The organism is Henriciella marina, assembly GCF_027213945.1.
Lineage (GTDB): Bacteria > Pseudomonadota > Alphaproteobacteria > Caulobacterales > Hyphomonadaceae > Henriciella > Henriciella marina_A.
Genome location: NZ_JAPWGW010000001.1, coordinates 630,083 through 643,297, shown reverse-complemented (window position 1 = coordinate 643,297; position 13,215 = coordinate 630,083). Strand labels below are relative to the sequence as shown.

The following is a 13,215-nucleotide window of genomic DNA, read 5'->3' as shown; positions in this document are numbered from 1 at the left end:
GCCGACAGACGATGTCGAGGCCTTAGGCGAACATCAATGAGGACAGGCGCCTGCGACCCTCAATAGTGGCGGGGTCTTTAGGGCCTGCAGCCTCGAACAATTCGAGCAGCTTGGCTTTCGCCTTGCCCTCTCCCCACTCAAGATCATCCGAGAGGATCTTCAGAAGGTGGTCGGCCGCTTCCTTGTTGCGCCCACGCGCCATTAACGCTTCGGCAAGCTCAAGGCGAAGCGCGTGATTTGCCCGGTCCGCAGTGACCTTGTCGATCAGCGCGTCGAGCTCGCTATCCTTAGGCGCGTCAGCCATCAGCTCGATTGCCGTGCGCACGCTCTTGATCGCCGGATCCATCTGGCGGTCAGGGCCAGCCATGTCGAGGATTTGCGAGGCGCGGTCCGGGTCGTCATTGGCGAGATAGCAACGCGCCAAGCCAACGATTGCCGGGATGTTCTTCGGGTCGCGTTCGATGATCGCGCCATAGATCTGTGCGGCCTGACCGGCATCACCGGCCTGCAAAAGCCCGTCTGCATGCTCGATCGCTTCCTGGATCTGCTGGCCTTCATCGGTCCCGCCGAGCAGCTTTTCGATGAACTGCTTCAGCTGGCTCTCAGGAAGCGCGCCCTGAAAGGCATCGACCGGGCGGCCATTATCGAAGGCGAAAACAGCCGGAATGGATCGCACGCCAAGCTGGCCTGCAATGCCCGGGTTCTCGTCAATGTTGACCTTGACGAGTTTGACCTTGCCTTGCTGCTCGTTGACCACTTTCTCCAGAACCGGGGTCAGCGACTTACACGGGCCACACCATGGTGCCCAGAAGTCGACCAGTACTGGCGCCTGCTTGGACGCCTCGACCACATCGGCCATGAAGTCCTGGTCGGTGGAGTCCTTGATATTGCCGCCAGCGCCGCCGGCTGGCCCAATGGTGATGTCTTCCATTTCGCTTTCGCCTTTCGGAATTTTCTGACGCGGAACTTGGGTCTTCGGCGCGGAAAAAACAACATCCCCCATGCGGGCTTATTCGTCTGGCAGGAGAGCTGCAAAGTCCACCACGGTGAGGTCATGACCGGTCGCCTCAACGAACCGCTTGAAATCGTCGCGTGAAATGGCCGTCGTGCCGGTATTCACCAGCGGATGGAAATTCAGCGTGTCGAACGCCATCAGGGCCGCATCGACGATGAAGCGGACCTTTTGATCCTTGTCGTTCATCAGCGCGAAGCCAGTGACAGAGCCGGGCGTTACGCCGAGTAGCTCTTCCATCAGCTCGCCGCTCGCAAAGGACAGGCGCCGTGTCCCGATCAGCTTGTGCAGCTGGTTCAGCCTCAGCTCGCTGTCTGCATGCGCCGAGATGAGGACGATGACCCCGTCCTTGTCCTTCATGAACAAATTCTTCGTATGCCCGCCCGGCATCGTCTCTTTCAGCTCGCGCCCTTCTTCCACGGTGAAGGTCGCCTCGTGCCAGCGCGTTTCATGGCCGAGGCCGAGCTGGTCGAGATAGGCAAAGAGGTCGTCAGGGCTTGCGGGCATAGCGGTCTTTCAGGCAATCAGGGCGCAGGCGTCAAGTACGCGGCGCGCGCAAAAGCCCGGCCCAAGGACAAGGACAAGGAGGCTCCACATGGAGCTTGAATGCTACAAGATCTACAATGTCGCCCCTGAGATCAGGCCAGGCGTGTCCCAGCGCGACTGGATGGACAAGTTCCCGGACCGCCATCCCTATCGCTGCCTGCCGCTCACCATGGCGAACTCCACCGGCTGGGAAATCCTCTGCCCGATGGACATCAAGATCATCTGGGATGGCGGCGAGCATGACTATTCGCTGAAGCTGTTCACGACGGGCGACCCGGCGGCTATTCCGTCCTTCGCAGACAGTCATTTCCGGCGCGGTATCGTGACCTTCCATACCGGTCACCTTTTCCGCACCCCGCCAGGCTGGGGCGTCTGGACCACTGGCCCGCCAAACTATTTCAAGGATGGCATCCAGCCGCTGACAGGCCTTGTAGAGACTGACTGGCTGCCTTTCCCCTTCACCATGAACTGGCAGATGACGCGCCCCGGCGAAGTCGTCTTCAAGAAGGGTGAACCCTTCTGTTTCGTCATGCCCTTCGAACACGGCAAGACCGAACAGATCCAGCCAGAGCGCAAACTTCTATCCTCCAACAAACAGCTCCAGGACGACTACCTTGCCTGGAATAAGAGCCGGAGCGGCTTTCTGGAAAAGCTTGAAGCGCGCGATCAGGACACGGTGAAGGCTGGCTGGCAGCGCCACTATATGCGCGGCGAGAAAGTCACCGGCGACAAGGCCGACGCCCACCAGACCAAGCGCCGCCTGAAGCCACCGAAAGACGTGTAGGCCCGAACACGACGCCCTCATCCTGAGCGAAGCCGAAGGACGAGGGCGGCATCGCTTACGTCAATCTAGCGCGAATTGCCTCGGCTTTACCGGGGCCCAAGAACACCGATTACACCTCCCGCCTGAAAATCCCCCTTGCACCCTGATCCTATTTGCGCTTAAAGCCCGTCTCTCGCTGATCGGCGCAAGTCGGCCAGCTACCCTATAGGACGCGGGCGTAGCTCAGGGGTAGAGCACAACCTTGCCAAGGTTGGGGTCGTGAGTTCGAATCTCATCGCCCGCTCCAATATTTCTCAATATCGACAAAGTGATTTCATGCCCGTTTCGGGCATCGATGTCGTGCGCAGTCCGCAGCCCTTAGCAGTGCTAATTGGCTCGTTGAGTTGACCGTAAAACTGCCCGCGCTAAGCCCCTCGCCTTGAGTGGGCGGCGCCAGATCGCCCCTCTCCGGTACAGTTTCTCCCAGAGGGTTTCTTACATGCGTATCTCGACATTCCGGCGCGCCTGCCTCGCGTCCGTCTGCCTTGCTTTTTGCGCCGGCCCGGCCGCCGCCCAGACAGGCCCTGACAACGAAGACAACGTCCGCAAGCTGGAGACGGTCGCCGTCACAGCGACGCGGCGCGAAGAGTCGACGCTCGACATTCCAGCCAGCGTCACCGTGCTGGCGGGCGAGATTGCTGAAAAGGCTTCCACGCTGGACGGTGCCGAAGGCGTCACGCAATACCTTACCGGTGTCGAAGCGGCCGTCGCCAATGGCTCACAGGTCGCCTTCCAGATCCGCGGCATCGGCGCCGTCGACCATCAGGCGCTGACGCCGACCGCCGCCGCCATCTATTCGGACGGCGTCTTTCTCTCGACGAACGTCCAGACCAGCCTCTTTCTCTATGATCTTGCCCGCGCGGAGGTGCTGAAAGGCCCGCAGGGCACGCTCTACGGTCGCAATGCCTCTTCGGGCGCGATCAACTTCATCAGCACGCGGCCAAGCCAGGATCAGGAGGGCTACATCCGCGCCTCATACGGCAATTTCAACCGGATCGATCTTTCAGGGGCTGGTGGCGCCGCGCTGACCGACCGTCTCTCTTACCGCGTCGCGGGCCGCTACCTCTCGCAGGACCCGGCCCTCGATAATGTTCAGACGGACCCGGCCATTCCGCGCGGCCCGGATGCGGCAGGCGGTAAGCGCGATGAGTTCGGCCTTCGCGGCCAGCTTCTCTATGAGGCACCCGGTGGCTCAACGCTCCTGCTGCGCGGCCATTTTGAAGAAGACAAGGGCATCAACACGACCCCGCGCAATGACAGCCTGAACGTTGGCGACCATGAGATCTCGTCCGAAGGTCTTGGCCTCAAAGACACTGACAATGAGTTCTACGGGTTTGCGCTCGAGGGCGAGACGACTGTCGGGGCGTGGTCGCTCTATTCGCTCTCGGCGCTTGAAGGTTATGGGCAGGACTACGGCTTTGATTTCGACGGCACGCCCGCGCCTTTCGGCAATCCGAACCTCAACGCCAATCTCAGCTATGACCGTTCTTTCCTGCAGCTCAGCCAGGAAGTGCGCGCCGCGCGTGAGTTTGACCGCGCCCGCGTGCTTGTCGGCGGCCACCTCGCCTTTGAGGACTTTTCGCAGGATTATCTCATCTGGTGCGGACAGCTCGATCCGCAGACACTTGCGGGGACCTGTCCCTATGTCGGCACGGCGGGCCGCGTGGGGCCTGACCCCGTCTCACCGCTCACAGCTGTCTCCCTACTCACCCATATTGGGCAGGAGCGGACCACCGCCGCCCTGTTCACCTATAATGACTTTGATCTTTCAGACCGCCTCACCCTGACGCTCGGCGCGCGCTACACCTACGAGGACATCGAAGGCAGCGGCTATGGCCAGCACATCTTCACCGACGGCACGCGCGGCCTGAACAATCGCGATGGTCTTGGCGGCGCGGTCGGGCAAAATGCCCTCGAAGAGAACAAGTTCACTGGCAATGCCGCGCTTCGCTATGCGCTTTTGCCGGACACATCGATCTATGCCTCGGTTGCCAATGGCTACAAGAGCGGCGGCTTCAATGGTGAGGTCCAGAACAATGCGACCAACTGGCAGGATGAAGGTCTGTTCGGCGCCGAAACCGTGACCTCCTATGAGGCGGGCTTCAAGACCGCGCGTGGCAATTTTGCCTTCAACGCAGCGGCCTTCTATCAGGACTATGACGCCCCGCAGGCGCGCATCTTCGTATCCTTCGACCTGCCGGATGGCAGCCAGATCACGTCGAACTCGCTCTCGAACCTCGATGAGGCGGTGTCCTACGGCGTCGAAGCCGACACACGCTGGTCACCGCTAGACGGCCTCGATCTGACTGCCAGCATCACCTGGCTCGAAACCGAAATTGAGCAAACCAGCAACACCGCCGGCAACGCCGCGCTCTTTGACGGCAACCCGCTGCCCTTCGCGCCGGAGCTTTCGGCCACCCTTGGCATCCGTCAGGAATGGCAGCTCACAGACAATCGCCGCGCAGCCATTCAGGCGAATGCGAAAGCCAAGAGCAAATACTATCTCGACGCCGAGGGTCTCGATGCGCGCAGTCAGGATTGCTATGCCACGGTGGACGCCAGCGCGACGCTCTATCTCGACACGCGGGGCCTCGAGCTCAGCCTGTGGGGGCGCAACCTGACGGACGAGGACGTTGCCATCTCCGGCTATGGCTTCATCGGCTACAACACATTCCGCTCTGATCCTCGCCAGTACGGGGTTGCGGCGAAGCTCAACTTCTAGGCCTCTCCCCGGCGGCAGGGGTGGCCGTGTGCGCATCGCTCCGCCATGTTTCCTCCAACAGCCAAAACGAAAGAGGCCAATGGAGGAAATATGACGGAGCGCAAGAAAGTCCTCGTCGCTGGTGCGACGGGCGTCGTCGGCCTCGCTGCGATGAAGCATTTCGCCAGCCAAGGCGTCGAAACGATCGCGATCAGCCGCCGCACGCCGCGCGAGACCTATGGCGCGGCCCATGTAAGCCTCGATCTTATGGACGCTGACGCCTGCGCGGCCTTCGCGCGCCAGCACGGCGACGTCACCCACCTGGTCTATGCGGCCCTGTTCGAGAAGCCCGGCCTCATCGCTGGCTGGCGCGAAGCCGATCAGATCGACACGAATGATGCGATGCTGCGCAATCTGATTCAGCCTCTCATGGAGAGCGCGAAGTCCCTCCGCCACGTCTCCATCCTGCAGGGCACCAAGGCCTATGGCGCGCACATCCGCCCCATCGAGACCCCCGCGCGAGAGGACCGCTCCGAAGTCGAGCATGAGAATTTCTACTGGAAACAGGAGGCATATCTGCGCGAGGCCGCCACCGGCGCGGACTGGTCATGGAGCATCTTCCGCCCGCAGATCATCTTCGGTGAGGCAACCGGCGCGGCCATGAACCTCATCCCGGCCATCGGCGCCTATGGCGCGCTGCTGAAAGAGAGGAGCGAGCCGCTGCACTTCCCCGGCGGCGCACACACCGTCCTCGAAGCGGCGGATGCAGACCTCGTCGCCCGCGCCATCTCTTGGGCTGGTGAGAGCGAGGCTGCTCAGAACCAGATCTTCAACGTCACCAATGGCGATGTCTTCACCTGGCGCGGGGTCTGGCCCGCCATTGCGGCCGCGCTCGGCATGGAGGTCGGCGAGGAACGCCCGATGCAGGCGGGCGCATGGCTCGAAAGCCAGTCAGAGGCTTGGGCTGCGCTCGCTGAGAAACACGGCCTTACCGAACCGAACCTGAAAGCCCTGCTCGGTGAGTCTCACCATTATATCGACTTCACCATGGCATCCGGGCTCGAAGGTCAGCTTCCGCCCGCCATCGTCTCGACGATAAAGCTTCGCCAGTCGGGCTTGACCGAGGTGATCGACACCGAAGCCATGTTCGCCAAATGGTTCGCCTGGTTTCAGGAGGCGGGCTACCTGCCCAAACCCTAGCGGATGCGCGTCCAGACTGTCGTCTTGCAAAGTGGGCGGATCACGCAGCCCTGAAGCTCCAGCTCATTGGCGGATGTCAGCTTGATCGTGCCCGAATAGGTTTTGCCGTCTGCGGGATTATAGAGCTTACCGCCGCTCCATCGCTCCGGCCCGCCGGAAAACCCGGTCAGCATGGTGATGCCTTTCAGCGGACGGTCCCGCAAAGCGCGATCATTGTTTTCGACGTCTTTGGCTTCTGCCGACGCCTTGATCGCGTTCGAGGTCAGCAGGGTGCCGCACATGGCCGCGCCGCAGGGTGCAATCTCGACTTCGGCACCGTTTGTGCCTGTACTCCAGACGCCCGTGATGTCCTGCGCGATCGCTGGCGCACCTGCGGCAGCAAAAGCGATGCAAACGAATGCTCTCTTCATATATGGTCCCCTTGAACAAGGGGCGGTGTTGCGCCCCAGTCCCCCACCGCTAGGGCGAATTTGCTAGAAAATGACTAATTCCAGCCAGCCTGAACGCCTCCTTACCCGGACGCCGCTTGGCTGGTGCGACCCTGTCGAGGCGTTCGCGCCTCTTAAAGACACGCCCTTCGCGCTCCTGCTGAATGGCGGCAGTGGAAAGTGGAGCTATATCTGCGCCAACCCGATGCGCACGCTGCATGTGACGGCCGCCGACGGACCCCGCGATCTTGATGTCGCGAGAAGCGGCATGGCCGCGCTGCCATTCAAGCGACCGGATGACGCGCCGCCTTTTTGCGGTGGCTGGGCCGGGCTCTTTTCATATGAATATGGCCGCGCATTGCTTCCCAAGCTGGGCGAAGGCGCTGAGCGCGGCGCATGGCCTGACATTGCCCTTGGTCTTTATAATGAACTCATCGCTTTCGATCACGAAACTGAGCGCGCCGAGCATTTCTTCTGGCGCTGGAACGAGAGTACTGAGCCAAAACTCCTAGGTCTAATTGGTGAACCAAAGACCGACCTCCATGTCTCCTTGGCATCAGCGGTAACGGCGCGCCTGCCGCGTGCAGACTATGAAGCCCGTCTCGCCCGCACGGTGGACTACGTCCATGCCGGTGACTGCTTCCAGTCCAACATCTCCCAGCGTTTCGATTTTGAACTCAACATGGGCGCCCACCCGTTTGACCTCACGCGCCGCCTTGCCAGGTCGAGCCGCGCGCCGTTTTCAGCCTATTTCCGCCTGCCCGGTCTGGCGCTGGCCTCGAACTCCCCGGAACGCTTCCTGCAGATCGGCGTCCAACCTCACGGCGCCCTCAAAGCCATCACGCAGCCCATTAAAGGCACGCGCCCGCGCGGCACCACCGAGGAAGAAGACCGCGCCCTCGCCAATGAGCTTCTCTCCTCGGAAAAAGATCTCGCCGAGAATCTGATGATCGTCGACCTCATGCGGAACGATCTTTCGCGTATATCGACGCCTGGCAGTGTCCGTGTGCCGAAGCTCCAGGCACTCGAGACCTATGCCAATGTCCACCATCTTGTCTCCACGATTGAAGCGACGCTCGCGCCAGGGCGGGATGCTTTCGACGTCATAAAGGCCGCGTTTCCCGGCGGGTCGGTCACAGGCGCGCCCAAGATCCGGGCAATGCAGATTATCGAAAAGCTCGAGGATGAAGCGCGCGGCCCTTATTGCGGGTCGCTCGCCTGGATCAGTCCGGACGGCGCCATGGATTCCTCTATCCTGATACGCACAGTCGCCTTCGAAGAAGAAAACGATGGCGGCTGGCGGGGGCATTTTCGATCAGGGGGTGGAATCGTCGCGGACTCCGTCCCCTCGGAAGAGTACACTGAAACACTCGACAAGGCCCGCGCCATCCGGGCTGCGCTTGAGGGGGAGTAGCGTATGGATATCGCATTTCTTGGAGCAGAGCGTCAGACCAAGCCTGCCGTATCGGTTCGCGACCGCAGCTTCCTGCTTGGCGACGGATGCTTTGAAACCCTGTGCGTGACCGACGGAGAGATTGAAGGCGCCAGCGAGCATATCGCCTTGCTCCGCCGCTCCGCAAAAACGCTATCCATCTCGGGCTATCCAGACGATGAAATCCTTCTCGCTGCACTGGGTGAAGCGGCGAGCGTCGCAGGAAGCAGCGCATCCCTTCGTATCACGCTGAGCCGCGGGGCCGGCGGACGGGGCGCCGATGCCGGAGAGGCCCAGCCGCTGACCGTGATCAGCCTTTTCCCGACTATGCAGTCACGGCCTTATGCGCCGCTTTCAGCGATCATCTCTTCGATCCGGCGCAATGAGACCTCCCCTGTCAGCCAGATCAAGCCGACAAATTATGCCGACAGTCTCGCTGCACGCCGCGAGGCCGAAGCCGCTGGCGCTGACGAAGCCCTGCTTCTGAACATGCAGGGGCGTCCTGCTTGCTTTGCCATGGCCAATCTTTTTATCACCCAGCCAGGTGGGAGCTGGGTCACACCTCCACCCTCTGAAGGGGTCCGCCCTGGATATATGCGTGGCCGGGTGATGGCGAAGCTTGAGGAGCGCGGAACGCCCTGTCTGGAGCGCCCCATCGACTCCGAAGAACTTACCCTTCCGAATGGCCGGATTTTTGCAACGAACAGCCTGTGGGGGCTCAGACTTGTCGCAAGTTTGGATACCCGCACCTGAAGAATGTCCTCAACTTATCCGGAGGCAGGACGTTGATAGCAGAGGCGCAGACACTGGAACCGGCGAGGTACCCATTGGTCGATCAGGCTGTAATCTATGCAATAGGCGACGTTCATGGCGAGCTGGCCCGGCTTGAAGCGCTGCATGAAAAGATCGTGGCGCATCACCTGGAATGGCATTCAGACCGCTGGCTCAAACTCATCCATCTCGGCGACTATGTCGATCGCGGCCCGGACAGCGCAGGCGTCATCGAATTGCTGCGAGACCTTGAAACGCGAACCAACATCATCGTCGTCAATCTGCGCGGCAATCATGAGCAGATGATGCTGGATGCCGCTGACGAAAGACATGGCGACTCGCGTCTTCACTGGCTCAGCAATGGCGGTGACGCGACGCTACATAGCTATATGCGCCGCGGCACTGACATGCCACCCGAAGACGACATTGAATGGGTCCGTAGTCTGCCGACGCTCCATCTGGAAGAGGATCGTCACCTCGTTTTCGTGCATGGCGGCGTCGACCCATCCAGCTTTCCCCATTGCGGCGCGCAAACCCATATGTGGACGCGCTCGCAGCGCTTTTTCGAACCGGACCAATGGGAAGGCAGCCCGCTTGATGGCTGGACAGTTATCCATGGGCACACCCCAACCGACGATGCGTCACCAGAACTCGCAGGCGATCCGCCCTGCCGTTTCAATCTCGATACAGGCGCGGTCTATGGCGGACGACTGACCGCAGGCGTCTTTGCGCCGGGCGTGACAACGCCAGAATTTATCTTCGCCTGATAGCAGGCGAACATAAACTCTCCCTTGCCGGGGCGGAACAAATCAGGAAAACAGGAAGAGCCTGTTAACCCGAATAGTGGTTTTTCGCCTTCTATGTCCGAAACCCTTCGCATCCTCGGTATCGATCCCGGCCTTCGTCATACCGGCTGGGGCGTGATCGAACAGACAGGCTCCCGGCTCAGCCACATCGCCCATGGCGTTATCCGCATCGATCCCGGCTTAAGCCTCGCGGCCCGCCTTGGCGGTATCTTTGAAGCGATAGGTCTCCTGACAGCGGAATACCTGCCGCAAATCGGCGGCGTAGAGGAAACACTGGTCAATGCGAACCCGCGCTCTGCGCTGAAGCTTGGTCAGGCGCGCGGCGTGGCAATGGCCGCACTTCATAGTGCCGGTCTGGATGTTTTTGAATTTTCGCCGCGCACGATCAAGCTTGCCGTCGTCGGTACAGGCGCCGCAGATAAAAACCAGGTCGGCTTCATGGTCGCACGGCTACTGCCCAAGGTTGGCAAATTGCCATCTGATGCGGCCGACGCGCTCGCCTGCGCCATCTGCACCGCCCATCATGCACGAATGCCAACCCAGCTGCGCGCAAGGGGGGCCGCATGATCATTGGTAGGCTGAGGGGAGAGATCGCGACGGTCGGGACTGACAGTGTCATGATCGACATTGGCGGCGTCGGCTATGTTGCGCTTGCTGGCGCTCGGCTGCTCTCACGCTTGTCTCCGGGCGACAAGGCTGAGTTGCACATTGAGACCCGGGTGACGGAAAGTTCAATCACCCTGTTTGCGTTTGAAAGCGATGAAGCCCGCGCCTGGTTCGTGCGCCTGCAGGATGTACCAGGCGTCGCTGGCAAGTCGGCCATGGCCATCATGGATGCTGTCTCGCCCGCAGAACTCATGGACGCGCTTGCTATAAGTGATGCCGCGACCATCTCGCGCGCCAAGGGCGTCGGCAAGAAACTGGCTGAACGCATCATCGGCGAGCTGTCCGGCAAGCCCCCACCCATGGGCCGGTTTGGCGCGTTCGCGCCGCATACATCCATGAAAGAAACTGAGACTCAGGCACCCGCGGCCGCAGGCAGCCGCAGCGAAGCGGTCTCCGCGCTGGTCAATCTTGGCTACGCACAGGCTGATGCGTCGAAGGCCGTGCTGGCTGCGTCCAGAAATAATCCTGAGGCTGACACCTCCGCCCTCATTCGTGCCGGCCTGAAAGAGCTTGCGCCCTCATGAGCCGGGATGGAAGCCTCACTGATCCTGAGCGCCAGTCCGGCGAAGCGCTGGACCGGGCGCTCCGCCCGCAGTCCTTCGATGACTATGTCGGCCAGGACGCCATCAAGTCGAATCTGAAAGTCTATGTCGATGCCGCCAAGGCGCGCGGCGAAGCGCTTGACCATGTCCTGCTCTTCGGCCCGCCCGGGCTCGGCAAGACGACGCTCGCGCAGATCGTTTCGAAAGAGCTGGGTGTGGGTTTCAGATCCACGTCGGGCCCGGTCATCGCCAAGGCTGGCGATCTCGCGGCGATCCTGACCAATCTCGAAGCCAATGATGTTCTCTTCATCGACGAGATTCACCGTCTGCCGCCCGCCGTGGAAGAGATCCTCTACCCGGCCATGGAGGACTACGCCCTCGACATCGTGATTGGCGAAGGGCCTTCGGCGCGCTCTGTCCGGCTCGATCTTGCGCCCTTCACCCTTGTTGGCGCGACCACCCGGGCCGGCCTCCTCGCAAATCCGCTCCGAGACCGCTTCGGCATTCCGATGCGCCTCGACTTCTATAGCCCGGAGCATCTTTCCCGCATCATCATGGCGGCGGCGCGCAAACTGTCGGCGAACATTACAGAAGACGGCGCGCTGGAAATTGCGACCCGCGCCCGCGGCACGCCGCGTATCGCGATACGGCTACTACGTCGTGTGCGCGATTTTGCCGAAGCCGAAGGGGCGTCCATTGACAAGGCTGCCGCCTCCCGCGCGCTTTCGCGCCTTGAGATAGATCAGGACGGGCTCGACGCACTCGACCGGCGCTATCTTGAAGCCCTGGTGCGCACTTATGCAGGCGGGCCCGTCGGCGCAGACACGCTGGCCGCTGCCCTGTCAGAGGCCCGCGACGCCGTCGAGGACATGATCGAACCGTTCCTGATGCAAAAGGGCTATATCGCCCGCACCCCGCGCGGCCGTATCGCCGCTCCGCTTGCCTATGAACGGCTCGGCCTGTCGCCTCCGGCCAGCGGCCAGCAAAGCGGTCTCTTCAACGGAGATTGAGCCGCCATGCTGCGCCTGCCAATCGAATATCATGAGCTTATGCGCGCAGTCGTGATCTACATGTATGGCCTCGGCGCGGGCGGCGCCTGGATCGCAGCGATCGCCTCTCCCAACACCTCCTATGACAAGCTCGACCCAGCGCGCGCCGATACGCATATCAGGGCGTTATTGCGGACAGCATCGGCGCAAATCGCTGTGGTTCTTCTGCTTGCCGCAGCCCTCGCAGCGCTCATCACCTATTACATGTCGGCGCTTTTTGCAGTCATCGCCGCGATCGGCTTCATCTCCAACCGCCTCATCCTCTCGAGACGCTCGACCGAAGGCCGCGTCAGGGACCGAAGACAGGCCCGCCGCGTCATTGCGGTCGGCCTGACCCTCGTCTTCATGCTGGCAATTCTGATTGCGATGATTTTCGCGGTGCAGCGGCTCTAGTTCGAGATCCCCTTTTAGGGCTGGCTCAATACTGCGGCTCACAGGTCTCCATAGCTTCATCGAAATGCGGTTTCAGCGTTTCGTGAAGAAGGCTGCACATTTCGTCACGATGGATTGGCGCCGCTAAGTCGACGAAGAAGTGTATGACGTCGACATTCTCTTGCAACGCTGCGGTTACTGGAAATCCGCTGCGTCTTTGGAGATCTTTGAGCACCATGCTTGTAGCGGGGTCTTTGAGCGTCAAAGTCTCGGGCCTCTTAAGCTTCCAACCTTTCACAATGACTAAGCCCATTTCGCTGTCTGCGTAGATACTCTCCAAGTCGAAAACGAGGCTGGGCCCTGTTTCAGCCTTTACCGTCAATCCGAGTGTACAGTTCGCGAATAGGTGTTTCACATCTCCAGCGAAAGATCGCTCCAAGTGCGCACCAGCTATTCTCGGAGCCAGATGAGTTCCGCAACGCTCCCCGCGGAGACTTTTAAATGTCGTTAAGCCCGACTCACGCCACGCGCAGAATTGCCCTTTAAACTTCAGATCAAATAGAGGGAAATCTGCACTGCGAATACTGGCGCTCTCGAGCTCGAATTCGTGAAAGCAAATCTCCGGGTCTGCGAATAAGTCCGTATGCAGGACTTCACCCGCTCCATCGCGTTCGACAGAATAGGGCTCGGTATCTGTTACAGCCTTGCCGCAAGCGACCATTGCCCATGCCGAAAAAAGCGCCACGAAGGCTTTTAGCTTCCCCGTCATCCGTCACCCTCGAAAATGGCCTCTAGAATATCCCGATCCACGCCTGCTCTCTCATCGAGCAAGACTGTACGAATTTCAACTTTGGATCTTCGCGCTCT

Annotated in this window: 14 protein-coding genes and 1 tRNA gene; 11 read left to right on the top strand and 4 right to left on the bottom strand. The window is 60.8% G+C overall.

The features are described from left to right. Positions 1-22: 22 nt before the first annotated feature. Both trxA and O4G74_RS03265 read right to left on the bottom strand, forming a co-directional pair. Complete coding sequence (trxA, locus tag O4G74_RS03270; protein ID WP_269401232.1) at positions 23-1,003, bottom strand: thioredoxin; 981 nt, start codon at positions 1,001-1,003, stop codon at positions 23-25. Between the two features lie 6 nt (positions 1,004-1,009). Then, complete coding sequence (locus O4G74_RS03265; RefSeq protein WP_269401231.1) at positions 1,010-1,519, bottom strand: prolyl-tRNA synthetase associated domain-containing protein; 510 nt, start codon at positions 1,517-1,519, stop codon at positions 1,010-1,012. 88 nt (positions 1,520-1,607) lie between these two features. Between O4G74_RS03265 and O4G74_RS03260 the strand changes: the two genes are divergently transcribed. From O4G74_RS03260 to O4G74_RS03245, 4 genes are all read left to right on the top strand, one after another. Then, the gene (locus O4G74_RS03260; protein ID WP_269401230.1) at positions 1,608-2,342 is read left to right on the top strand and encodes a DUF6065 family protein; all 735 of its coding nucleotides are present in this window, start codon (positions 1,608-1,610) and stop codon (positions 2,340-2,342) included. 211 nt (positions 2,343-2,553) lie between these two features. Beyond that, positions 2,554-2,628: transfer RNA gene (locus O4G74_RS03255), tRNA-Gly, on the top strand. A 192-nt stretch (positions 2,629-2,820) separates the two neighbouring features. Next, positions 2,821-5,103 (top strand): TonB-dependent receptor, encoded by a 2,283-nt coding sequence (locus O4G74_RS03250; protein WP_269401229.1) that lies wholly within the window; start codon positions 2,821-2,823, stop codon positions 5,101-5,103. 90 nt (positions 5,104-5,193) lie between these two features. Then, entirely contained in the window at positions 5,194-6,282 is a 1,089-nt protein-coding gene (locus tag O4G74_RS03245) for an SDR family oxidoreductase (protein WP_269401228.1), read from the top strand. On the opposite strand, the gene O4G74_RS03240 is transcribed toward O4G74_RS03245, so the two are convergent. Then, positions 6,279-6,692 carry a DUF2147 domain-containing protein gene (locus tag O4G74_RS03240; RefSeq protein ID WP_269401227.1) on the bottom strand — a complete coding sequence of 138 codons (414 nt, stop codon included), beginning with the start codon at positions 6,690-6,692 and terminating at the stop codon, positions 6,279-6,281. The two genes, O4G74_RS03245 and O4G74_RS03240, sit on opposite strands and share 4 nt — an antisense overlap. A gap of 70 nt (positions 6,693-6,762) precedes the next feature. Between O4G74_RS03240 and O4G74_RS03235 the strand changes: the two genes are divergently transcribed. From O4G74_RS03235 to O4G74_RS03205, 7 genes are all read left to right on the top strand, one after another. Continuing rightward, a complete protein-coding gene (locus tag O4G74_RS03235) occupies positions 6,763-8,124 on the top strand; it encodes an anthranilate synthase component I family protein (protein WP_269401226.1) in 1,362 nt (453 codons plus the stop codon). 3 nt (positions 8,125-8,127) lie between these two features. Further along, a complete protein-coding gene (locus O4G74_RS03230; RefSeq protein WP_269401225.1) occupies positions 8,128-8,895 on the top strand; it encodes an aminotransferase class IV in 768 nt (255 codons plus the stop codon). 74 nt (positions 8,896-8,969) lie between these two features. Then, positions 8,970-9,680, top strand: coding sequence for a metallophosphoesterase family protein (locus tag O4G74_RS03225; protein ID WP_269401224.1), 711 nt, complete (start codon positions 8,970-8,972; stop codon positions 9,678-9,680). Positions 9,681-9,773: 93 nt separating this feature from the next. After that, on the top strand, positions 9,774-10,286 hold the full coding sequence (ruvC, locus tag O4G74_RS03220) for a crossover junction endodeoxyribonuclease RuvC (RefSeq protein ID WP_269401223.1): 513 nt from the start codon (positions 9,774-9,776) through the stop codon (positions 10,284-10,286). Further along, positions 10,283-10,909 (top strand): Holliday junction branch migration protein RuvA, encoded by a 627-nt coding sequence (ruvA, locus tag O4G74_RS03215; RefSeq protein ID WP_269401222.1) that lies wholly within the window; start codon positions 10,283-10,285, stop codon positions 10,907-10,909. The genes ruvC and ruvA overlap by 4 nt, the downstream gene beginning before the upstream one ends. Next, on the top strand, positions 10,906-11,937 hold the full coding sequence (gene ruvB / locus O4G74_RS03210; protein WP_269401221.1) for a Holliday junction branch migration DNA helicase RuvB: 1,032 nt from the start codon (positions 10,906-10,908) through the stop codon (positions 11,935-11,937). Before ruvA ends, ruvB begins: the two co-directional genes overlap by 4 nt. A gap of 6 nt (positions 11,938-11,943) precedes the next feature. Next, positions 11,944-12,369, top strand: a complete 426-nt coding sequence (locus O4G74_RS03205; protein WP_269401220.1) for a hypothetical protein — start codon at positions 11,944-11,946, stop codon at positions 12,367-12,369. Positions 12,370-12,394: 25 nt separating this feature from the next. Here O4G74_RS03205 and O4G74_RS03200 read toward each other — a convergent pair whose 3' ends face one another. Further along, positions 12,395-13,117, bottom strand: coding sequence for a hypothetical protein (locus O4G74_RS03200; RefSeq protein WP_269401219.1), 723 nt, complete (start codon positions 13,115-13,117; stop codon positions 12,395-12,397). Positions 13,118-13,215: the final 98 nt, after the last annotated feature.

Bases quoted from the DNA above. Each gene is read 5' to 3' on its own strand.
- O4G74_RS03230 (WP_269401225.1), top strand. From the start codon at position 8,128: ATGGATATCGCATTTCTTGGAGCAGAGCGTCAGACCAAGCCTGCCGTA.
- O4G74_RS03205 (WP_269401220.1), top strand. From the start codon at position 11,944: ATGCTGCGCCTGCCAATCGAATATCATGAGCTTATGCGCGCAGTCGTG.
- O4G74_RS03250 (WP_269401229.1), top strand. From the start codon at position 2,821: ATGCGTATCTCGACATTCCGGCGCGCCTGCCTCGCGTCCGTCTGCCTT.
- O4G74_RS03260 (WP_269401230.1), top strand. From the start codon at position 1,608: ATGGAGCTTGAATGCTACAAGATCTACAATGTCGCCCCTGAGATCAGG.
- ruvA (WP_269401222.1), top strand. From the start codon at position 10,283: ATGATCATTGGTAGGCTGAGGGGAGAGATCGCGACGGTCGGGACTGAC.
- O4G74_RS03235 (WP_269401226.1), top strand. From the start codon at position 6,763: ATGACTAATTCCAGCCAGCCTGAACGCCTCCTTACCCGGACGCCGCTT.
- O4G74_RS03265 (WP_269401231.1), bottom strand. From the start codon at position 1,519: ATGCCCGCAAGCCCTGACGACCTCTTTGCCTATCTCGACCAGCTCGGC.
- ruvB (WP_269401221.1), top strand. From the start codon at position 10,906: ATGAGCCGGGATGGAAGCCTCACTGATCCTGAGCGCCAGTCCGGCGAA.
- O4G74_RS03245 (WP_269401228.1), top strand. From the start codon at position 5,194: ATGACGGAGCGCAAGAAAGTCCTCGTCGCTGGTGCGACGGGCGTCGTC.
- ruvC (WP_269401223.1), top strand. From the start codon at position 9,774: ATGTCCGAAACCCTTCGCATCCTCGGTATCGATCCCGGCCTTCGTCAT.
- O4G74_RS03240 (WP_269401227.1), bottom strand. From the start codon at position 6,692: ATGAAGAGAGCATTCGTTTGCATCGCTTTTGCTGCCGCAGGTGCGCCA.
- O4G74_RS03200 (WP_269401219.1), bottom strand. From the start codon at position 13,117: ATGACGGGGAAGCTAAAAGCCTTCGTGGCGCTTTTTTCGGCATGGGCA.
- trxA (WP_269401232.1), bottom strand. From the start codon at position 1,003: ATGGGGGATGTTGTTTTTTCCGCGCCGAAGACCCAAGTTCCGCGTCAG.